The organism is Pseudomonas sp. Tul2A7, assembly GCF_054790505.1.
Window position 1 is genome coordinate 3,386,924 of sequence record NZ_CP186499.1, and the last position, 22,742, is coordinate 3,409,665.

Consider the following 22,742-nt stretch of genomic DNA (forward strand, 5'->3'; position numbering starts at 1 on the left):
GCGAGAAAAAACGTCACGCTGAATCAGAAATGCCTGACACGAATTGTTACCTCGCTAACGGCTGCAACGGGCCGGTCATGGCGACGCGGGGTGCCTCCACCGGACGGCATTGCGAGTCGCTGCCCGGTTGCAGGTAAGGCGTCAGAATCGGCGCCATGCCCTTGAGCACCTGCACCGGCAGGGCCGAGGTGAATTTGAAGTTCTCCGCCGAGCGTCCCGGAACGAACGCGGTGAGGGTGCCGAAATGGTGATCGCCGATGTAGAACACAAAGGTCGCGGTGCGGTTGATCGACTTCGAACTGAGGATACGTCCACCCGAACCGATTGCTTCGATCCGGTTATCGCCGGTGCCGGTCTTGCCACCCATGGCCAGCGGACTGCCATCGGCCAGTTTGAAACTGCCGGAAACACGTTTCGCCGTACCGGCGTCCACCACCTGCGACAGTGCTTCGCGCATGGCATTGGCGACTGCCGATGGCATTACCCGTTTGCCGACATGCGGGTCATTCACCAGACGGGTTTCGTACGGTGTGTCGGCAGCGAAGTGCAGGCTGTCGATACGCAGGGTCGGCATGCGCACGCCGTCGTTGAGGAGGGTGCCGATCAGCTCGGCGAGTGCGGCCGGACGGTCGCCGGAGCTGCCGATGGCGGTGGCCAGCGAAGGCACCAGATGATCGAACGGGTAGCCGACTTGCTGCCAGCGCTGATGGATTTCCAGAAATGCCTCGATCTCGAGCATGGTGCGGATGCGGCTGTCGCGAGCACCCTTGTGTTTGCTCTTGAACAGCCAGCTGTAGACTTCCTGACGTTCGAAGTGACTGGCCTTGACGATCTGCGTGAACGTCGCGTCCGGGTTGCTCAGCAGATAGCCCATCAGCCACAGGTCGAGCGGGTGCACCTTGGCGATGAAGCCCTGATCCGGCAAGTCGTAGGTACCCGGGCCATAGGCGTCGTAGAGCCTGATCAGGCGGTCGTCGGTCAGCTTCTCGGTGAGCTTGGCGCCTTTGAGGTGCGAGCGCACGAAACTGTTGAAGTCTTCCTGGCTGGCATTGGGCAGCAGGTAGCGGTGTACGGCGGCCATGCGGATCGGCGTCGGGCGCATGCTGTCGAGGAAGGTTTCGAGACGCGCCTGGGTGTCTTTGTTTTTGTACTTTTTCCAGAATTTGAGCAGGAATGAGGTGCCTTCGCGGTCGGCGAAATTCGCCAGGTATTCCTGACGCCGCGGGTCGCGGTCGTCCTTGAGCAGTTCGGCGCTGCTGTTGGGGCCGGAATAGGTGACGTAGCGCACGACATCGCGCATCAGGCGAATGAACGGCAGGTTGATCGACTCACGCAGGGCATCACGCAGGGTCGGCAGGCGGCCGTTGTCTTCCTTGCGAAAGTTGTGGAATACGTGCAGCCCGCCGCCGGTAAAAAACGCCTCGCCGGGGCTGGCCGAGTATTTGCGGTCCAGTGCGGCGCCGAGCATCTTCGACAGGTCGTGATCCTTGTTCTGGATCAGGTAATCGATGACCCATTGGCTGAGGCGGTCCTGATCCGGTACATCGACTTTTTTCAGTTCCGGCACGCTCATGGCGGCGTACTTGTCGTGCAGTTCGGCGATGATTTGCAGGTAAGTGGTGAGCACGCGCATCTTTGCCGTGGAGCCCAGTTCGAGCTTGCTGCCTTCGTTGATATCGAAGGGCTGGTCGGTGCTGTCGGTCTGCACCCGCACGCGCGAGCCATCCGGGGTCAGTTCGAACAGGGTGAAGCTGTAACGGACCTGAGTGGTGCTGGTGGGTGTCAGCAGGCGTTCACCGAGCAGACCGATTTCGCCAGCGTAGGCCGGGTCGGCGAGTTTTTTCAGGTAGGCGGTGGCTTGGGTTTGCAGGTCACCTTGCAGGGTGCTGGTGGCCGAAAGATCGAGGCGATCGAGGTCGTACAGCGGGCGGTTGAGCATGCTTGCCAGACGACTGCGGGCAACACTGATGCCTTTGTTGGTTTCAATCGGCTGGAGGGTCGGCTGGGTCTGCCAGTCGCGATAGCTGACGGTGCTGGCCAGGGCGGCATCGGCGAGGGCTGTGTCGATCACGCCGTTCTGCTTGAGCAGGCGCAAGTGGCTGTCGGTGAGGTCGGCGAGTTCTTCGCGGCCCTTGGTCAGGTAATGCGACGGCCGACGCTGGGCGATCATCAGCGAGAGCATTTCGCGCAGGGCCAGGCCTTTCTCCGCCATGGTTTTCGGGTCGCTCGCCGGGCTGTTCAGTTGTTCGTTGGCCTTACTGAAGTCGGTGCCGTACCAGACGCGCAAGCCTTCGGCCATGCCATGCACTTCACCGTGACCCGGCACTGCCGACAGCGGCACGCTGTTGAGGTAGTCACGAATGATGTTTTGCCGTGCACCGAGGGTTTGCGGGCCAGGTTGATAAGCGCGAACGCTGGCGGAAATCATCTGGCGAATCTTCTCGGCACCGGACACGGTCAGGCCATCCGGTGAATGCCGATATTTCTCCAGTTGTGTCGCCAGAGTACTGCCGCCGGCCGACTGCCCCGGCAGGCGCAGCACCTTGGCCACTTGCGACCACGCAGCCATGCCGAACCGCGGCCAGTCCACGGCCGGGTTGGCCAACGGCTGTTTGGTGTCGAGCAAAAAACGGTTTTCGATGAACAGCAGGCTGCTGACCACCACCGGCGGGATGGCCGCGAAATTCGAATACAGTTGTTGCGGATAGTTGTACTTGTACAGCGGTGCGGCGCGGCAATCGGTGATCGACAGTCCGGCCTGGATCTTCTCCGAATAGGGCACGAACAGGCCCTTGTCGGTGTAGCTGAGCAGGGCGGGCGAAAAACGCGTCTGTTGGGTCACGACATAGTTGCGCTTGAGCAGACGCGGCAAAAATTCATCGAGAGCGCTGTAACCCAGACGCATATCGAACGGCCCGTTGCCCGGATAACGGATCGCTTCGCTGGGCCCCGGCTCAAGCTTGTAAGTCAGGGACGCCGCATACTGGCTGAGTTCACGGGACTGGAAACGAGAGGTACGCATCTCCTTGGCAGCCGCCAGCCCTACCACGATTGCGATAATCAGCAACAATAACCAGAAAGCCTTCCACCCGTGCCGGCTGCGGCGGGGTTTTTCAGGGACAGGCGCTTGATCATCCACACGTTCAGTCGGAACCACGGCTTTACTCGAATCGGTTTGCCACAAAGCGCCCATAGTCGATTGATCCATTTACGCAGATTGATCGGATCTGTCTGAAGCTTAGACGGTGGTTGGCGCTGGTGAAAAAAATGTGCGGTCGCGGCCGGCGTAGAGGTACGGCACGGAACATGCGATGCGATGTGGGCGGGTCGAGAGACTTCGCATCAAAAACACACACGTGTAACTTTTTGGCGACGGTTATTTTTATAAATTCAAGTTGCTAAAGTCTGGTAGTACTCGAGAACTTTGGCTGTTGAATGTTTTGGTGTTAACTCGGCGTTCAATTTTATTTGTCTGGGATAACGCCATGTTTGAGTTTCGTGGTCAGGTTTTTAGTATTGCCGAACATGTTGATATTGTTGCCGCGGCAACGCCGTCACCACTGTTGAAAATGTCAAAAGAAAACTTGGAGATGTTAAAAAGTTTTGATGCCAATGCACCGCAATGGTTAAAGAGTGCGTCGCCGAAACAACGCGAAGAAGCTCAACGCCTGATAGAAGAAAGTGTGACGGCGCACACGTTGCTGAATAACGCCATGGCAGCGGTGAAAACACCCCATGAGTTCGCCGCACCGTTGCTGGCAAGGGCCATCAAGGAAAGGTCCGGCCTGGATCTGGACGTCAATCGGGTGCAGGTGGATTTGTCCGGTAAAAGTGATTTTCACACCTCGCAAGTTGCGCCCGCTTCACTGCTTGACGCCGCCCTGCATAACTGTCCGGCGGAAAAAAAGGCAATGTTCTTCTTTAAGCCGAATTGCTATATGACGGCGTCTGGAAGGGGGGCTGTCGAGGTCGGGCTTGGTGTTCATGAGTTTGTTGAGTTGTGCAGGCTGCTTGATATCGGCAAACAGTATCAGGCCCATTTGCATACTGCACTGCGCTGGGATGACAGCAGTGCTCGGAACAAGCTGAATAAACTGTTCGTCAACTACCAGAAAGCAGCGCTGAAGGCAGCGAGTTACATTGCATTATGTAAGGGTGATATTCGCCGGGAACATTTTGAAGCGCTGATGTCGAGTGTTGGAGGCAAGGAACCCGTTCACGTAGACGGTAAGACGCTGTGGTATCGCAGCTTGAGTTTCAATGAGTTGCCCGTGCACAGCTGTATCATTTTCGAGATCGCCGACCCCGACGATGAAAGCATTCTGGACTACCTGCTGCCGACCGTTGACGGTTACGCCAATAACGGTTTCATCGCTTACATTCCTGACGATCCCGATCATCCCGTCAAGCACTACGCAACAGTGACGGCACTCAAGGCCCGTTTGATCGAACAGTTCGTGCGTCGCGCTGAAAGTGACTCGCCCAAAGCGCCAACGGCCTATCAACAGTTCTTCAGCCGGTTCATGCGTTACAAGGATCGTTCGACGTTCTACTACAGCTTTACCGAAGAGGTTCCAACGGCGTCAGGCAAACCGCGGCTGTGGGATCATGAAACCCGTCGGCAAAAACATCAGCCCGATTTTCTTTTGCAGCTCAGGGTGCTGGACCCATCGGGGGATCCATGGGCCCAGCACTATGACATCTGGACAACATTGCAGCGCGAGTTCAACCAGCGGATTTTCAGCGATGCCCGCGATGCTGCTGTGTCCAATGCCGATGCCGACGTGCGGGATGAGCAGTCCTTGCTCTCGGTATTCCTCGAAGTCGGCCTGACCGCACTCAATGTGCTGTCTTTTGCCGTCCCTCCATTGGGGTTGGTCATGCTCGGGGTGTCGGCCGTGCAAATGATGGACGAAGTGCTGGAAGGGCTTGAGGAACTCAGCAAGGGCGATAAGGAAGCCGGTTGGCAACACATCACCGACGTGCTGGAAAATATCGGTATTGGTGTGGCGACTCTTCCGTTGTTGGCCGGCGTTCATTCGGAGTTCACGCCGATTGAAATGCCCGCTGGACAGAAGCGTTTGTGGAAGCCTGACCTCGCACCTTATCGAAGCGACGTCTCGTTGGCAGACGTGAAACCTGATCCACAGAATCAATTTGCGGTCGGCACCAAGCACTATGTGAAGGTCGAGGACGGCGTCTTCGAGACAGTCATCGAACCGGCCACCGGGCAATCGAGAATTCTTCATCCGCACAAACCGCAGGCCTACCAGCCGCTGGTTGAGCAAGACGGCGCTGGTGAATGGCAACATGCGTTGCCACCTCCTTCGACAAAAGTCGAACCGACACCTGCCGGGTTCAGTAACAGGCAGTTTCGTCGCAATGCCGTCAGGCCATCCGAAGTGTCCCGCCTCAGCCCGGCAGGTAAAGGCATCTTGCAAAGTGCTGACGGACAGCGCCGCTATATTCGCAATATCGATGAGCGGGGCAAAGTCGCGGTGTACCGCGTCAAGAATGATTTCACCCTTAACGCGGAGGTTGTCGACGTCATCCTTGTCGATTCCGCTTTCAATGAACTTGCGGCTCGCCGGTATCGGCAAGTGGCGCCGGATCAATGGCAACCGCAGTCGCTGTTCGGCGGCGATATCACCGGTGATCCGCATGAGACGGACGTCGCTGGCGAACCGCAGCCAGGTACCTCTGGCAGGCCGGTCTGGGTGCGCCCACCGTTCCAGCGCGAGCGTTTGCCCAACGGTCTGTGGGAGCCTCGGATCGAAGTGGTCACACTCAACGATGTTCGCCATCTTTCCTACGACTGGGGGCAGTTTGAATTTGTCCCTTTCACCAGCAGGCCGACGAATATTCATCAGGCACTGGCGGCCCCGCAATTCGATAATCTTTCTATCAGCACTGATCTTTTCAAGTCCCAGTTCTGGTCGGATATCCGCAAGATAGATCCGCAAATGACCAATGCCGAAGGAGGAGGGCAGATGATTTTTTCCATGCAAAGGATGACAACTTCCGGCGTGGTTGAAGGCGAATTCAACGCTATCAGCGTGTGGAGCAATCCTGACGAACTGCCACACCAGACCAATGCGTTATCGGGGTATTGGGCGCCTCAGGGAGGATATGTCGACATTCCCGTTCACCCTCGATGGGGTGAGCCCGATCATGTGTTTACACCTGGGTTCAGCGGCTGCTCTTTTATCGTCGATCAGATGGGGGAAAACGTCCTGCGCGTAAGACACGTGGAAGCAGGCAAAGAAGCTGCTCAATACAACGATCTGCCCAGCCACGAACATGGTTGGGGATTGAGTGCCGCCATGGAGTTTCCGGATTACGGCTTGCGTAATGATGAAAACGGCAACGCGTACATGATTCTGACGGGGTTTGCTTACATGAAATATGAGCGGACTACGGGTGAATGGGTACTTCACTACCAAGCCCAGTATGGTGCCCCGACCATCGCCCAATATTCCGTTAAAGATCCCGGTTTTTTTGACAAGCCAACCCGAGTGGCCAAGGCTTTTTTTCAGGATAAGGTCATCAGAACCGGTTCCAGAGTCGTGAAAACCGTGGTCAACCCGACACGGCAAAGCAACGCAGCTTGATGGCAGATTCCTGAGGATAAAAAACGCGCGTTGAAAAGACGACGCACCAAGGTTGTGCAATACTCGCCGCCGTTTTTAGTGGCGAGTTTTCCTACGGCTACCAGTTGATCTACCCGACCAGCTAGCGCATTTGTGGCAACTCCCGCTGAATCTTGTGGTTTATAGAGTGAAAAGACCTGCAACAAGGTTTTTATACTGCACGTCCCGCTGATCTTGCAGGTTGTCTTGCAAGACGCGTTTGCCCACGAAGCTGACGCGGTTTCACCGCAGCCAAGGCCTACCGGCCGACGCTTCGACACTCGGTGGTCATATCCAATAACAAGACGAGGTTGCACCCCTATGCCAGTCGGCAATCAACTGCCTCACGGCGACACCGCTCAGGGCGGTCCGCTCAAACGCGAACTCGGCGAACGGCATATTCGCCTGATGGCGCTCGGCGCCTGTATCGGCGTCGGTCTGTTTCTAGGTTCGGCCAAGGCCATTGAAATGGCCGGCCCGGCAATCATGCTGTCGTACATCCTGGGCGGTCTGGCGATCCTGGTGATCATGCGCGCGCTCGGCGAAATGGCCGTGCACAATCCGGTGGCCGGTTCGTTCAGCCGTTACGCGCAAGACTACCTCGGCCCATTGGCGGGCTTCCTCACTGGCTGGAACTACTGGTTCCTGTGGCTGGTGACCTGCGTCGCGGAAATCACCGCGGTGGCCGTGTACATGGGCATCTGGTTTCCCGATGTGCCGCGCTGGATCTGGGCCCTCGCGGCGCTGATCAGCATGGGCTCGATCAACCTGATCGCGGTAAAGGCCTTCGGTGAATTCGAATTCTGGTTCGCGCTGATCAAGATCGTCACGATTATCGCCATGGTCATCGGCGGCATCGGCATTATCGCCTTCGGCTTCGGTAATGATGGTGTGGCGCTGGGAATTTCCAACCTGTGGGCGCACGGCGGCTTCATGCCCAACGGCGTGACCGGCGTGCTGATGTCGCTGCAAATGGTCATGTTCGCCTACCTCGGCGTCGAGATGATCGGCCTGACCGCCGGTGAAGCGAAGAACCCGCAGAAGACCATTCCCGATGCGATCGGCTCGGTGTTCTGGCGGATTCTGCTGTTCTACGTCGGCGCACTGTTCGTGATTCTGTCGATCTACCCGTGGAACGAGATCGGCACCCAGGGCAGCCCGTTCGTGATGACCTTCGAACGTCTGGGCATCAAGACCGCCGCCGGCATTATCAACTTCGTGGTGATCACCGCGGCGCTGTCGTCGTGCAACGGCGGCATCTTCAGCACCGGGCGCATGCTTTACAGCCTGGCGCAGAACGGCCAGGCCCCGGCCGGTTTTGCCAAAACATCAAATAATGGTGTACCGCGTCGTGCGCTGTTGCTGTCGATTGCGGTGTTGCTGTTGGGCGTCATGCTCAACTATCTGGTGCCGGAGAAAGTCTTTGTCTGGGTGACCTCGATTGCCACCTTTGGCGCGATCTGGACCTGGGTGATGATCCTGCTGGCGCAGCTGAAATTCCGCAAAGGCCTGAGCGCCAGCGAACGTGCCGGCCTCAAGTACAAGATGTGGCTGTACCCGGTCAGCTCGTACTTTGCCCTGGCATTCCTGGTGCTGGTAGTCGGCCTGATGGCGTACTTCCCCGACACGCGCGTGGCGCTGTATGTGGGCCCGGCGTTCCTGGTGCTGCTGAGCGTGTTGTTCTATGTGTTCAAGTTGCAACCGACCGGCGAAACGCAGGCTGCTGCGCGTTCGGCCTCTTGAGTCGTAGCGGCTGAAAAACGAAGCCCCGGTCGCGAGATCGGGGCTTTTTTGTGGGCAGTGTCGTAGCCCGAACGCTGGCCTGAAACTGCGATACATAACCGCCATGGCGACTCAAAGCTTCATCACACATCACTCCCCGCGCAACCGTGAACAGGGCGCAGCCATGAGGACCAGCGAATTTGTCGTTCGCGCTCGGTCGTCGCCAGGCCCTGTTGTTTACCATTCGTCGCAATCAACCTGTACCTGTAATTTCTGACAGTAGACCGCTAGCGCGTGATGACCTAGGTTGGCTGTTCGCCAAAAGTGGCTTTGGCAAGGAACCGAGATGAAAGGATTCTGTGCATTGACTGTGATCGGCCTCGCCGATGGGCTGATTCACTGGCAAATATTTTTTGTCCTGTGCACCGCCGCAGGGCTGACTCAAGCGGTGAGTAATTTCGCCGCGTTTTGCGTGGCCGCGGCGTTCTCGTTTTACGTGAATGTGCTGTATACCTTCGAGCGCAATACGTCGGTGCTTGGTTATCTATTGTTTATCGGCGGGATGGGCGGGGTGAGTTTTGCCATCGGTTTGCTTGCCGATGCGCAGCACTGGCATGGATTGGTCACCGTGGCGTCTTTCACGCTGCTCAATCTATTGGCAGGCTATCTGTATTTCCGCTTTGTCTTGTTGCGCCAAAATCAGCAGTAACGCGCCAGTCCGTTGTGCAGACTGGCGCATTGGCCGTTACGCGGCCGCGACTTCCTGCGGCTCGAAACTGTCCGCCCGCGCCATCTGCCACATCCGCGAATAGAACTCGCCATTCACTTCCCCGGTGAGCAATTCCCCCGGTTTCAGGAACACATGCAACTGCGAGAACAACTTGATCTCGGTCGCCGACATGCGCCGCACCAGATGCTTGGCCGACAGTTGTGATGGATGTTCAAGCCCGGCCGCTGCGAGCATTTCCGCCAGCGCCTTCAAGGTATTGCGGTGGAAGTTGAACACGCGCTGCGCCTTGTCCGGCACCACCAGTGCGCGCTGACGCAAAGCATCTTGCGTGGCCACGCCAGTCGGGCATTTGTTGGTGTGGCAGCTTTGCGACTGGATGCAGCCGATGGCGAACATGAAGCCGCGCGCGGAGTTGGCCCAGTCGGCGCCGATGGCCAGCACGCTGGCGATGTCGAAGGCGCTGACAATCTTGCCGCTGGCGCCGAGTTTGATCTTGTCGCGCAGGTTCAGGCCGACCAGGGTGTTGTGGACAAACAGCAGGCCTTCGCGCATCGGCACGCCGATGTGATCGGTGAACTCGACCGGTGCCGCGCCGGTGCCACCTTCCTTGCCGTCGACAACGATGAAGTCCGGGAGGATGCCGGTTTCCAGCATGGCTTTGGCGATGCCCATGAACTCCCACGGGTGGCCGAGGCAGAACTTGAAACCCACCGGTTTACCGCCGGACAGTTCACGCAGTTGCTGAATGAAATGCATCATTTCCAGCGGCGTGGAAAACGCGCTGTGGCGTGACGGCGATACGCAGTCTTCGCCCATCATGATCCCGCGGGTTTCAGCAATTTCCTTGGTGACTTTGTGTTTGGGCAAGATGCCGCCGTGGCCGGGTTTGGCGCCTTGGCTCATCTTGATTTCGATCATTCGCACTTGCGGATTCTGTGCCTGGGTGGCGAAGCGCTCCGGGTCGAAACGGCCGTCGCTGGTGCGGCAGCCGAAGTAGCCGCTGCCCAGTTCCCAGGTCAGGTCGCCGCCGTATTCGCGGTGATACGGGCTGATGCTGCCTTCACCGGTGTCGTGGGCGAAGTTGCCGAGTTTCGCGCCTTGGTTGAGTGCGCGAATGGCATTGGCGCTGAGCGAGCCGAAGCTCATCGCCGAGATGTTGAACACCGACGCAGAGTACGGCTGGCTGCACTGCGGGCCGCCGACGGTGACGCGGAAACTGCTCGGGTCGCTCAGTGGCGCAGGGCGCATCGAGTGGCCGATGAATTCGAATCCGGATTGATAGACATCGATCAGCGTGCCGAACGGTTTGTCGGCGGTTTCGTTTTTCGCGCGCGAATAGACCAGCGAACGTTGCGCGCGGGAGAAGGGCAGGGCGTCGCTGTCGGATTCCAGCAGGTACTGGCGAATCTCCGGGCGGATGCCTTCGACCAGGTAACGGATGTTGCCGAGGATCGGGTAGTTGCGGCGCACCGCGTGCGGGCTTTGCAACAGGTCGAACAGACCGATCAGGCTCAGTACGCCGGTGACGGCGGTGATCGGCCACAGCCAGTCATGTTCGAGGAAAGGCAGGCTGGCGAGGGTGAAAATCACGCAGACGGCAAAGAAGGCGTAGCGGCTCAGGAGTGACAGGCTCATACGGTTTCCTTGGTTCGGACTCGGAATATTCAGCGAAGATTCAGGGATAAACACATTCCCCTGTAGGAGTGAGCCTGCTCGCGATAGCGGTGTATCAGCTACAAATGATTTGACTGACCCGACGCCATCGCGAGCAGGCTCGCTCCCACAAAAAGCAACTTCACCAAACGATCAGGCGTTTTGCGCCTGAAGAAAAATCGAAAACAGCTCGGACTGGGATTTGATCCCCAGCTTGCTGTACATGTGTTTCTTATGGACTTTCACGGTTTCTACGGAGATTTCCAGCTTACGGGCGATTTCTTTACTGGAGCAACCGCTGAGCATCAAACGCCCGACATCCAGCTCGCGGGCGGTCAGTTGCGCACCTTTGAGTTGTTGCACCGACGCTTCCAGTTGCACCCGCCAGTCTGCCCGGACAGGGGCGGCGGCGAGGGCCACGGTTTCGTTGATCTCATAGGGCAGTCGTTGGCGCAGCAGGCCCAGCACCCAAGGCTGGATCAATGACAGCAAGGCGATATGTTCGCCAGTGAAACGTTTTTCACTGCCCAGTGACAGACACAGCGTGCGATCACCTTCGAGCTGACAATTGAACTGGATTTCGTCGGCCACGACATTCAGACGAAAGTATCGCTGGTAATACTCAGTCAGTTCGAAATGCTCCGGTGCCACTTCCGAGAGGCGATACAGACCGGTGCGGGTTTGCTCGCGGCAGGCGATGTAGAACGGGTCGAGCAGGTACAGGCCGCGCAGATAATCCTGAAACAACGGGTCAGGGTTGCCGTCTGCGCCCGGGCATTCGGCGAAGACTTGCGGGTGTTGATCGGCGCTGAACAGCAGCACCACCCAGCTATCGAACGGCACGTACTGGTCGAGCAGTCGCACCAGTTGCGCCCAGAAATTCGGCTTGTCGAGCGCGTCGATCAATTGCCCGACGGCGCGGTGCCAGGTGATGTCGTCAAACGAAAGTGTCATCGATCTACCCCTATCGGGTTACCCCGGCCGCGTAATTCCCTGGCCGCTCGCTTGCTGCGCATACTGGCCCACAGACAGCCACCGGGCAATCTTTCCGCGCCCGGCGCTCATAACAAGGGAACCCTCATGAAAGTCGAACTCGCCCAACTGGCGGGCCGTGACAATGCCACGGCATACAACCTCGAACGCGCCCTGGCGGTGATTGCCGCATGTGCGGCCGACACACAATTGATCGTGTTCCCGGAAACCCACCTGATGGGCTTCCCGACAGCCGAAACCGTGGCGCAAACCGCCGAATCCGTCGACGGCCCGACCGTCAGCGCCGTGCTGGCGGCCGTGCGCGAACGCAACATTGCCGTGGTGATCGGCATGGCCGAGAACGACAACGGGCGCTTCTACAACACCACGCTGTTGATCACCCCTGAAGGCATCGCCCTGAAATACCGCAAGACGCATTTGTGGGCGTCGGATCGCGGCGTGTTCGAGGCCGGCGACCGCTACGCCACCTGCGAGTGGAGCGGTGTGCGCGTTGGCCTGCTGATTTGCTACGACATCGAGTTTCCGGAGTCGGCCCGTGCCTTGGCGCAACTGGGTGCCGAGTTGCTCATCGTAACCAACGGCAACATGGACCCGTACGCGTCGACTCACCGCACCGCGATCATGGCCCGCGCGCAGGAGAATCAGGCGTTTGCGTTGATGGTCAATCGCGTCGAGGCGGGGGATGACGGTTTGGTGTTCGCGGGTGGCAGTGCGCTGGTCGATCCGCTGGGGACGTTGCTGTTCGAGGGCGGGCGGGAAGAAGGGACGTTCAGCGTTGAACTGGATTTCGCTCGATTGGAGATTGCGCGCAGGGATTACCGCTATCTGGATGATCAGCGGTTGAAGTTGCCGGGGGAGGTGGTGGAGCGTGGCGATGGTGTACGTGAGTTGTTGATTCCACGCCGTTGACCGCTGCCCTCACCCTAACCCTCTCCCGGAGGGAGAGGGGACTGACCGAGTTGATTGTCCGAGGTACGCCGACCTGAAATACCGAGCCGCACTCAGGATTTGAAACTGCGAATCGAACTCAGGATTTGAAACTGCGAATTCAAGATCGAACTCAGGATTTGAAACTGCGAATCGAACTCAGGGTTTGAAACTGCGAATTCGAGTCGGACTCAGGATTTGAAACCCATGGAGATCGGCTCCCTTTCCCCTCTACCCCTTGGGGGAGAGGGCTGGGGTGAGGGGGAAAAGATTTCAAGTCGAACAAAAGAACCAGGCAACACCAGAACAATAAAACACACCCGAAAACATTCGCCGAACCCGGCTCTGCCATAAATCCAATAACATTCGGAGTAAGTCGCCCATGGCTCGTTTGCAACGCACCCTTTCATTAGGGTCGGTGGTGCTGTTCGGCATCGCCTACATGACGCCGATCATTGTCCTCGGCACCTTCGGCATCCTCGCCCAATCCACCGCCGGCATGGTGCCCGCCGCGTATCTGGCGGCGCTGGTGGCGATGTTCTTCACCGCGATGAGCTACGGACGCATGGCCGCTGCATTTCCCGTCGCTGGTTCCGCTTACAGCTACGTGCGCAAGGCGATCAGCCCGAAACTCGGCTTTATTGCCGGTTGGGCGGTGTTGCTCGATTACCTGTTTCTACCGATGGCGATCTGGCTGATCGGCGCGGCATATCTGGCCTCGGCATTCCCGTCGATCCCGCAATGGATCTGGGTGTTGGCGTTCATCGGCATCACCAGTGCAATCAACATCATCGGCCTGAAACTGGCCAACGGCATCAACGCCTTGCTGATGCTGGTGCAATTTCTCGTGCTGATCGCTTTCGTCGCGCTGTGCGTGCACTACATCGGTGGCGATGCGAGCACGCCATTGTGGTCGATCAAACCGTTCTTCAATGGCGACATGCACATGCCGCTGATCATGAGCGGCGCGGCGATTGCCTGCTATTCGTTCCTCGGTTTTGATGCGGTCAGCACCCTGACCGAAGAAACCCGCGATCCACGCCGCACCATTCCGCGAGCGATCATGTTGATCACACTGATCGGCGGACTGATCTTCGTCGGCGTCTCATACTTTGTGCAGATCGCGCACCCGTCGTTCCAGTTCGACAGCGTCGACTCCGCCGCCTATGAAATCGCCCGCAATATCGGCGGCGATCTGTTCGTGTCGATCTTCCTCATCGGTCTGATTGTCGGCCAGTTCGCTTCGGGGCTGTCGGCACAGGCCAGTGGCTCGCGACTGCTGTTCGCCATGGGCCGTGACGGCGTTCTGCCGAAGTCGTTTTTCGGCACGCTGCACGCGCGCTTCGGCACACCGGTCAACAGCATCCTGCTCTGCGCCGTGGTGGCATTGCTGGCACTGAAACTCGACGTGACCACTTCGACCTCGTTCATCAACTTCGGCGCTTTCCTGGCGTTCAGTCTGGTCAACCTGTCGGTGATCTTTCATTACTGGATCAGCGGTGAGAAAAAAGGCCCGCGCGAGTGCCTGCTGTTTCTGGTTTTCCCGTTTATCGGGCTGGTGGCGGACTTGTGGCTGATGGTCAGCCTTGATCATCTGGCGGTGTATCTGGGGCTGAGCTGGCTGGCGATCGGCGTGGTGTACCTGGCGGTGCTCACTGGTGGTTTCCGTCGGCAGCCGCCGGAGATGGACTTTCAGGAAACCACCTGAAGCGCCCTCAGGCAGCGGGCCGGTTCTGGCGCATCGGCAATTCGACGCGAAAGGTCGTGCCCACGCCCGGTTCGCTGCGGACTGAAATGTCGCCACCGTGCTTTTTGACGATGCCGTAGGACAGGGACAGACCAAGCCCGGTGCCCTGGCCGACCGGTTTGGTGGTGAAAAACGGATCGAAGATTTTCTGCAGGATGTCCGGCGCAATCCCCGCGCCGGTGTCGGCGACTTCCACCCAAGCCGTGTCTCGTTGTTGCCCGGTGCGCAGGGTGATGGTGCCGCGTTCCGGGCCCATGGCCTGTGCCGCGTTGACCACCAGGTTCATGATCACTTGATTGATTTGTGACGGCAGGCACTCGATGTCCGGCAGGGGCTGGTACTCCTTGATCAGGTCGGCCTTGTACTTGAGTTCGCTGGCGACGATGTTCAGGGTCGACTCGATGCCTTGTTGCAGATTGGCCCACTGCCATTGCTGCTGGGTATCGACCCGGGAGAAATCCTTCAGGTCCTTGACGATCTGCCCGACCCGGCCAATGCCTTCCTTGGATTCGCGGATCAGCACCGGGATGTCTTCGAGGAGAAAATCCAGATCGGCGTCTTTGCGCAATTGCTCAAGCCGCGCCACTGACTCGCTGTCTGGCGTTGGCCCAAGCGTCTGCCAGGCATCGAGTACGCTGAGCAATTGTTTGAAGTAGCCGTCCAGCGTGCCGAGGTTGGAGGAGATGAAACCGATCGGGTTATTGATTTCATGGGCTACGCCCGCCGCCATTTGCCCCAGTGAGGCAAGTTTTTCCGACTGCACCAACTGACTTTCCAGTTGCTTGCGCTCATCGATTTCCCGCTGCAGTTCTTCGCTGGCCTGCTTGAACTGGGCCGTGCGTTGATCGACCAGATGTTCCAGGTGATGCATTTGCAATGACGCGCGTTCGGTCATCTGCCATTTGGTCAGCAGGGTGTTGGCCATCTGCTGCACTTCGATGTTGTCGAACGGCTTCTTCAGAATCAGCAAGCGGTCATGCGCCTGCAGACGCTCCAGCAGTTCATCCCAGGAATAATCCGAGTAGGCCGTGCAGACCACCACTTGCAACTGCGGATCCTGCTGCCACAGATGCTCGATGGTTTTCGCGCCGTCCCAGCCGTCGGGCATGCGCATGTCGACAAAGGCCAGCGCGTAGGGGCGTTGTTCGGCCTGGGCCTGTATCAGTTTGCCCAGGCCCTCTTCGCCGCCATAGGCGGAATCGAGTTCGAACAGCGGGCGCTGGGGGCGTGCCTGGGCACCGAACAGTGCCGCTTCCATCTCGTCCAGTTGCACGGACTGCGCCGCTGGCGGCGCGAGAATTTTGCGAAAGTCTTCATGAATCGACGGCATGTCGTCGATCAGCAGAATGCGGCGGTTCGACAGCTCGCTCATGCGTTCTCCGTGACGCTGATCAGGGGTATCTGCAAGGTGAACAACGCACCCTGGCCCGGGCCGTCGCTGTGCGCAGTGAGATGGCCGTTCATTTCGATGGCCGCCAGGGCGCAGCTGTGCAGACCGAAGCCGTGGCCTTCCTTGCGGGTGGTGAAACCGTGGGCAAAGATCCGCGTCATGTTTTCCGGCGCAATGCCTTCGCCGTCATCCTTGACGCTGATCTCAAGGAAAGTGTCATCGACGATCCTGACCGCCAGGGTCATGGTGCGGGGGCGGTTGCTGAGGTCGGACATGGCGTATTTGGCGTTGCTGATCAGGTTGATCAGGATCAGCAGCAAACGGTGTTTGTCGCCCATCACCTGCGGCACGTCGGCGTATTCCCGGACCACCGTGACGTGGTGGCGGGTCAGGGCGCCGGCGTTCATGCGCAACGCATCTTCGAGCAATTCGTTGATGAACAATGGCTCGGTCATGCTGTTGGCGCCGGCATAGGATTGCTGGGTGGCGACGATGTCCTTGATGTGATCGACGCTTTTGTTCATCTGATTCAATTCGTCGAGCATTTCCTGTTGTTCCTGGGCAATCGCGACCACCAGTTGGTTGAGGTAGCCGGGGAGCAATTTGCCTTTGGCGTCTTCGCTGAGGAACGCGCCGAGGTCATCCGGGTGTTCGTTGATCAATTGCATGGCCTTGCCCAGGCCCTGGCTCTTGCTGTTGCGCAGCTTGCGCGTGATCAGGTCGCTGGAGATGTTCACGCTGTTGAGCACGTTGCCGACGTTGTGCAGCACATTGGTGGCGATTTCCGCCATGCCCGCCTGACGTGCCGCGCCGAGCAGTTCGCTCTGGGCGTCCCGCAGTTCCCGGGTGCGTTCTTCGACTCTTTGTTCCAGCGCATCGTTGGCCGTTTGCAGTTCACTGTTGACCCGGTTGATCTCGGCGAAGCTGCCGATCAGGCGGATGGCCAGCCACACCAGCGACAACATCAACAGCACCGAAAACAACAGCAGGTAGAAGTGGTATTGCCGGTCGACCTGATCGGCGCGCTGCTGATCGTGATCGAGCATGGTGGTGATGTTGTCGAGGCGCTCGGCCACGGGGATGTTTTCGATGTTTTCGAGCAACTGATTGACCAAAGGCTGTTCGCGAGCGATCAGGGAGATATGGCTGCTCATGATTCTGATCGGGGTCTGAAACGCGAGCGGCAGGCGTTGCGCATTCACCTTCAGCTTGTTCAGGCCGAGCTCGATGTCGGCGGCCCGGTCGTCGGAGGTGACCTGGGCAAATTCGAGGGCGCTGAGCAGCAGGTCGTAGGTGTCGGTGGTGATGTTTTGCAGCTGCAATTTATCGAAGTCCGACAGGCTGGCCAGTTGCTGTTGGATGTCGTCTTCAGCGGTGGGCAAAAAGGCCAGGGAATTACGCAACAGCGCGTTGTGCGATTTGAACTGTTCGACCAGACGGGTTTTTTCCTGCATCGCCTGCCGGAAACTTTCGTGAGCGTCGTTCCATTGCGCCGAGTTGTTGCGCCCATGCCCGGACTCGATCGCGTCGAAGCGCGCCCAGAGCCGGTTCATCTCGTTCATCGGTGACACCAGCGGATCGTAGTTGTGGCTGAGCGCCACTCGCGCCTTGAGGAGCTCGTTTTCCCACAGCGAGTTCTGCTGTTTGATCTGCCGGATCAGATCCCGCGATTCGGTGTACGTCATGGTCTGGTCAGAGCTGGATTTGATGTACAGGAACAACAGGATCGAGGCCAGCGTCAGGGCGACCAGGGTCAGCAACAACAGGCTGCGTCGCCGCGAGATGTTGATCATGGCTTGTCTTCCCGTTGGCCGGTCAGGGTTGTAAGAAACAGCATGATCAACCGTTTGTCCTCAGCGCTCGGCATGCGCCCCAACTGGTACTGGAACATCACATCCACGGCGCGTTCGAGGGTGGGGGCCGAACCGTCGTGAAAGTACGGCGCGGTGATCGCGACATTGCGCAGGCTCGGCACCTTGAACACGGCCCGGTCCGCTTCGTCGCCGGTGACGTTGAAGCGGCCCTGATCGGCCACGGTCGGGTTGCCGCGGTCGGCAATGTAATCGCCGAACACACCGAACTTCTGGAACATGTTGCCGCCGATGTTCACCCCCTGATGGCAGGCGATGCAGCCGTACTCCTTGAAGCGCTGGTAACCGTACTTTTCCTCCAGAGTGAGGATGTCGGTGTTGCCGAGCAGGTATTGATCGAAGCGCGAGTTGGGCGTCAGCAGGGTGCGTTCGAAACTGGCCAGCGCCTGCTGGACATTGGCCCTTGTTACACCGTCCGGGAAGATGGCGGCGAAGTCGCGGCGATAGTCGGGGTTTTGCCCGAGCCGCTCGATGACCGTGTTCCAGTCGCTGCCCATTTCATGAGGGCTGGTGATGACGATGTTGCTTTGTTCCTCCAGCGTTTCGACGCGGCCATCCCAGAACTGGCGAAAGTTGAGGGCCGCGTTAAACACGGTCGGCGTGTTGAAGGCCACCGGTTTGCCGTCGAAGCCCAGTGACAAGGCGCGGCTGTCGGCACCGTTCTTGTCCAGTTGGTGGCAGCTGGCGCAGGACAGCGTGTTGTTGATCGATAACCGTGGCTCGTGGAATAGCCGTCGACCGAGTTCCACGTGCCGGGCATCCTGCGGCGGCACTGTGGGCAACGGTTTCAGCGGCTCGTCCAGCGGCTCGGCACTGGCGCAGACAGAGAGTCCGCACAGCAGTAACGCCATGGCGTGGTGGAAAAGCTTCATTGGCAATTGTCTCCCTGACTCAAGGCCGGTTTCACAGTGTTAATCCCATCGTCCACGGCGCGGGTTGCGTGCCGGCCAGCAAGCGTGCAAACGCATCTGCCGGCAGCGCTTTGCTGAAAAAGTAACCTTGGCCTTCTTCGCAGTGATGGGCCTTGAGAAACGCCAGTTGTTCGGCGGTTTCGATGCCCTCGGCGATGACGTTCAGGCCAAGACTCTTGCCCAGGTTGATGATCGCGCTGACCAGCGCGGCATCGCTGCGGTCGTTGCACAGGTTGCGAATGAACGATTGGTCGATCTTCAGCACGTCGATGGGAAACCGCCGCAGGTAGCTCAGGCTGGAATAGCCGGTGCCAAAGTCATCGATGGCCAGACGCGTGCCCAGCCCCTTCAGGCGATTGAGCGCAGTCATCGTCGCCTCGACGTTTTGCATCAGCACGCCTTCGGTGATTTCCAGTTCCAGCCACTCGGGCGCCAGACCTGTCTGTTGCAGTACGCGCTCGATGCCGGCGACGAAGTCACGCTGGCGAAAATCGATGGGTGAAGTGTTGACCGACATACGGATCGGCGGCAGTCCGGCCAGTTGCCAGGCCCGGGTCTGCCGACAGGCCTCAGCCAGCACCCATTTGCTCAACGGCACGATCAGACCACTGTCCTCGGCCACCGGTATGAAGTCCGCCGGATAGACCCAGCCATGTCCGGGTTTCTGCCAGCGCAGCAGTGCTTCGGCACCCACCACTTTGGCACTGCGCAGGTCGATTTTCGGCTGATAGTGCAGGACAAATTCATGCTCTTGCAGCGCTCGGCGAATGCCCGACTCGATGCTGTGCTGTTCCCGGGCGTGCTGGTTCATGGCTTCGATGAAGAAGCCGATGTTGTCAGGCCCCAGTTCCTTGACGTTGCGCATCGCGGTCTCGGCCTTCTTGATCAGCTCGGTGGCTTCGAGGCCGTCATCGGGGTAGACGCTGATGCCTACGCTGGCGGTAACGCTGACGTCATGGCCGGCAATCGTCTGCGGCAAGCGAATGGCAGTGAGGAGTTTTTCCGCGACGGCGTGGGTTTGCTGAGGGTGGTTGATGTCGCCGAGGATCACCACGAACTCGTCGGAGCCGTAGCGAAACACCGAGTCCGAATCGCGTACGCAGGACAATAGTTGCCGGGCGACCCGCTTGAGCATTTCGTCACCCGCCGGATGACCCAGCGCGTTGTTGATACGCTTGAAGCGATCGAGGCCGAGAAACATCACCACCAGTTGTTTGTCATGCCGTCGGCACACCGCCATGGCCTGACTCAGGCGATCACCGAGCAGGGTGCTGTTGGGCAGTTCCGTGAGGCTGTCGTACTGCAGCAGGTGCGAGACCTTGAGCAGTTCGTGCACCCGCGCCTCGATGGTCCGTTCAAGACTGAGCATCTTCAGCGCCGCGTCCTGCGCCAGTTGCCATTTCCAGGTCAGGGCGTTGGCCATCTGACGGATTTCCAGACTGTCGAACGGCTTTTTCAGGATCAGCAACTGGTCGCCAAACTCCAGCCGTTCAGCCATCGCCTCCCAGCTGTAGTCGCTGTACGCCGTGCACAAGGCGATTTGCAGGTTCGGGTCGACCCGCCACAGTTGCTCGATGGTTTCCAGGCCATCCCAGCCGGGCGGCATGCGCATGTCGATAAAGGCGAGGGCGTAGGGATTGCCACTGGCCAGTGCGCGGTTGACCAGTGCCAAGGCTTCCTGGCCCTGATAGGCGGAGTCGAGCTGGAAGCTCAGGCGCGGCGTCTGCTGGCTGCCGAACAGCGTCTGTTCCAGTTGCTGCAAATCGACGGCGTCCGCCACCTGCGGGGCGAGGATCTTGCGAAAGTCATCGTGGATCGCCGGCGTGTCGTCGATGATCAGGATGCGCCGGTTGGTCTGGGGAAAAGGCGCTTTCATGCCTCGTCCTCCCTTGGCGCCAGACGGGCACTGTCCTTGAGCAAATGCCCGGCCTGTTCGGCGCTGACCGCTGCACTGAAATACATGCCCCGGGCGCTCGGCAGCGGGGGCGCGGCGGGTGGTGTGCAAGGCTGATCCGACGACGGCTGGCCTTCAGCGATGATGCCGATGTCCAGGTCCCGGGCGAAGTTGACGATCGCGCGCAGGGCATTGGCACCGGCGACATCGTGGGCAGCACTGTCGACGAAACTCTGCGCCAGTTTGAGGTGATTGACCCGGTAGGTTTTCAGGTAGTCGAACGAGGAGTATTCGGTGCCGAAATCATCGATGGCGATGGCCACGCCCAGTTCACGCAGGCGCGGCAGCGCATCGTTGTGCGTCCACTTGGTCTGGGCCAGCGTGGCCTCGGTGACATCGAAGCGCAGATCCCAAGGGGCGAGCTCCCAGCGGGCGGTGGTGCGTAGCACGTTGTAGATCAGTTCGGGGCCGCTCTTGAGTTGCGCCAGCGAAAGTTTGATCGCCATCACCGGCGGCGCAACCCCTTCGTTACGCCACAGATGCATCTGGTGGCAGGCGTGATCCAGCACCCAGCGCCCGAGCGGAATGATTGCGCCGGTTTTCTCTGCAATCGGCACGAAGTCGCAGGCCTGCAGCAGGCCGCGACGGGGATGTTGCCAGAGGACTTGTGCCTCCATGCCGAGAATCCTGCCGCTGTGCAGATCGACTTCCGGCGCATACCGCAGCATCAGCTCATTGCCCTCCAGGGCCGTCATCAATTCGCTGACGAGGGTCATGCGTTCGGCCACTTCCCGGGAGATTTCCTCGGAGTGGAAGTGATACTGGTTGCGCCCCATTTCCTTGGCGCGGTACAGCGCCATGTCGGCTTGCCCGAGCAGGCTGTCGGCGTCGAGGCTGAGGTCGCTGTAACTGCTGATGCCGATGCTCACCGAAATATGCAGCGCATTACCGGCCAGGTTGTAGGGCGCGAGCAGCGTGTCGCGGATCTTGGCAGCCATCGTTGCCGATTGGGTTGGGTCGCTGACGTCCAGTTGCAGGATCGCGAATTCGTCGCCGCCCAGGCGCGCCACCACGTCGCTTTCGCGAACGCCACACTTGATGCGCCGGGCGACTTCCTGCAGCAGCAGATCGCCCACCGGGTGGCCCAGGGTGTCATTGATCCGCTTGAAATGGTCGAGGTCCAGGTAGAACACCGCGAACGGCATGGCGCCCCGTCGCGCGGCAGCAAACGCCTGATGCAGGCGTTCGATCAACGTGGCGCGATTGGCCAGGCCTGTCAGGCCATCGGAGCGCGCGAGCAAGGCCAGTTTTTCTTCGGCCAGCCGGCGTTCAGTGATGTCGAGGATGATGCCTTCGACTTCCAGTAGCCGGCCGTCCTGATCGCGCACCGGGATGTAGCGGTTCTCCACCCAGCGCCAGGTGCCCTGGCCGGTGCGCATGCGGAATTCGATGGACGCGCCCGACGCATGCCGGTCCAGCACTCGGGCCATGGCCGCATCGACGTTCGCCTGATCATCCGGATGAATCAATGCTTGCGCCCAGTCGGGCGAACCCACCAGGTCGGCGGCGACATGACCGTAACGGGTGATGTTGTGGGAGATGTACATCAGCGCAAACGAGGGTTCGCCGCGCAAGCGGTAAAGAATGGTCGGGCTGTTCTGCACGATCACGTTAGCGTCCGACAGCTCGCGGGTGCGTTCCTGCACCGCTTGCTCGAGCAGGCTCATCTTCAGTTCTGCGTCTTCGGTCATCTGCCATTTGACCGTGAGAGCGCTCGCCATCTGGCGGATCTCGATGGCGTCGAAGGGCTTTTTCAGGATCAGCAACCGGTCGTTCAGTGCCAGACGCCGGTCGATGTCCTCCCAGGAGTAATCGGAATAGGCCGTGCACAGCGCGACTTGCAGCTTGGGGTCGACCTGCCATAGCCGTTCGATGGTCTCCAGGCCATCCCAGCCCGGCGGCATGCGCATGTCGATGAAGGCCATGGCGTAGGGACGGTTTTGCGCCAGTGCGGCCTGGAGTTTTTCCAGGGCTTCGCGGCCCTGAAACGCCGAATCCAGTTCGAAATGTTGGGATTGCCTGGCGGACGGGGTGCCGAATAACAGGCTCTCGGTTTCGCCCAGACCATCGTCGCCGGGGATGACCGGGCTGAGAATCTTGGCGAAGTCGCCATGGATCGCCGGGCTGTCGTCAACGATCAGCACGCGGCGATTGATGTGCACGGTTGCTGCTGTCATGCCGCGCCGCCCGTGGGGAGGCATGCTGTGGTCATTCG

At 59.3% G+C, this 22,742-nt stretch carries 13 protein-coding genes; 5 read left to right on the forward strand and 8 right to left on the reverse strand.

Annotated elements, in window-relative coordinates:
• Window positions 1-46 precede the first annotated feature (46 nt).
• A complete protein-coding gene (locus tag ACOYXJ_RS15320; protein ID WP_460370238.1) occupies window positions 47-3,193 on the reverse strand; it encodes a transglycosylase domain-containing protein in 3,147 nt (1,048 codons plus the stop codon).
• A 292-nt stretch (window positions 3,194-3,485) separates the two neighbouring features.
• Here ACOYXJ_RS15320 and ACOYXJ_RS15325 point away from each other — a divergent pair, with 292 nt between their 5' ends.
• The 3 genes from ACOYXJ_RS15325 (at window position 3,486) to ACOYXJ_RS15335 (ending at window position 9,060) form a co-directional block, all read left to right on the forward strand.
• On the forward strand, window positions 3,486-6,611 hold the full coding sequence (locus tag ACOYXJ_RS15325; RefSeq protein ID WP_460370240.1) for a dermonecrotic toxin domain-containing protein: 3,126 nt from the start codon (window positions 3,486-3,488) through the stop codon (window positions 6,609-6,611).
• 339 nt (window positions 6,612-6,950) lie between these two features.
• Window positions 6,951-8,372: an amino acid permease gene (locus tag ACOYXJ_RS15330; RefSeq protein WP_460370242.1), complete on the forward strand. Its 1,422-nt coding sequence runs from the start codon at window positions 6,951-6,953 to the stop codon at window positions 8,370-8,372.
• A 325-nt stretch (window positions 8,373-8,697) separates the two neighbouring features.
• Complete coding sequence (locus ACOYXJ_RS15335; protein ID WP_150794629.1) at window positions 8,698-9,060, forward strand: polysaccharide synthesis protein GtrA; 363 nt, start codon at window positions 8,698-8,700, stop codon at window positions 9,058-9,060.
• A 36-nt stretch (window positions 9,061-9,096) separates the two neighbouring features.
• Here ACOYXJ_RS15335 and ACOYXJ_RS15340 read toward each other — a convergent pair whose 3' ends face one another.
• The gene (locus ACOYXJ_RS15340; RefSeq protein WP_460370244.1) at window positions 9,097-10,716 is read right to left on the reverse strand and encodes an FMN-binding glutamate synthase family protein; all 1,620 of its coding nucleotides are present in this window, start codon (window positions 10,714-10,716) and stop codon (window positions 9,097-9,099) included.
• A gap of 171 nt (window positions 10,717-10,887) precedes the next feature.
• On the reverse strand, window positions 10,888-11,688 hold the full coding sequence (locus ACOYXJ_RS15345) for a helix-turn-helix transcriptional regulator (RefSeq protein ID WP_095048312.1): 801 nt from the start codon (window positions 11,686-11,688) through the stop codon (window positions 10,888-10,890).
• Between the two features lie 126 nt (window positions 11,689-11,814).
• Here ACOYXJ_RS15345 and ACOYXJ_RS15350 point away from each other — a divergent pair, with 126 nt between their 5' ends.
• Entirely contained in the window at window positions 11,815-12,636 is an 822-nt protein-coding gene (locus tag ACOYXJ_RS15350) for a carbon-nitrogen hydrolase family protein (protein ID WP_460370246.1), read from the forward strand.
• Between the two features lie 400 nt (window positions 12,637-13,036).
• Entirely contained in the window at window positions 13,037-14,362 is a 1,326-nt protein-coding gene (locus tag ACOYXJ_RS15355; RefSeq protein WP_460370248.1) for an APC family permease, read from the forward strand.
• Window positions 14,363-14,369: 7 nt separating this feature from the next.
• On the opposite strand, the gene ACOYXJ_RS15360 is transcribed toward ACOYXJ_RS15355, so the two are convergent.
• Genes ACOYXJ_RS15360 through ACOYXJ_RS15380 form a run of 5 tightly spaced genes read right to left on the reverse strand, consistent with a single transcriptional unit; the run spans window position 14,370 to window position 22,704 of the window.
• Window positions 14,370-15,773, reverse strand: coding sequence for an ATP-binding protein (locus tag ACOYXJ_RS15360; RefSeq protein ID WP_460370250.1), 1,404 nt, complete (start codon window positions 15,771-15,773; stop codon window positions 14,370-14,372).
• Window positions 15,770-17,584, reverse strand: a complete 1,815-nt coding sequence (locus ACOYXJ_RS15365; RefSeq protein WP_460370253.1) for a DAHL domain-containing protein — start codon at window positions 17,582-17,584, stop codon at window positions 15,770-15,772. Before ACOYXJ_RS15365 ends, ACOYXJ_RS15360 begins: the two co-directional genes overlap by 4 nt.
• Window positions 17,581-18,534, reverse strand: coding sequence for a cytochrome-c peroxidase (locus ACOYXJ_RS15370; RefSeq protein WP_460370255.1), 954 nt, complete (start codon window positions 18,532-18,534; stop codon window positions 17,581-17,583). The genes ACOYXJ_RS15365 and ACOYXJ_RS15370 overlap by 4 nt, the downstream gene beginning before the upstream one ends.
• Window positions 18,535-18,565: 31 nt before the next feature.
• Complete coding sequence (locus ACOYXJ_RS15375; RefSeq protein ID WP_460370257.1) at window positions 18,566-20,449, reverse strand: putative bifunctional diguanylate cyclase/phosphodiesterase; 1,884 nt, start codon at window positions 20,447-20,449, stop codon at window positions 18,566-18,568.
• Entirely contained in the window at window positions 20,446-22,704 is a 2,259-nt protein-coding gene (locus ACOYXJ_RS15380; protein WP_460370259.1) for a GGDEF/EAL domain-containing response regulator, read from the reverse strand. The genes ACOYXJ_RS15375 and ACOYXJ_RS15380 overlap by 4 nt, the downstream gene beginning before the upstream one ends.
• Between the last annotated feature and the right edge of the window lie 38 nt (window positions 22,705-22,742).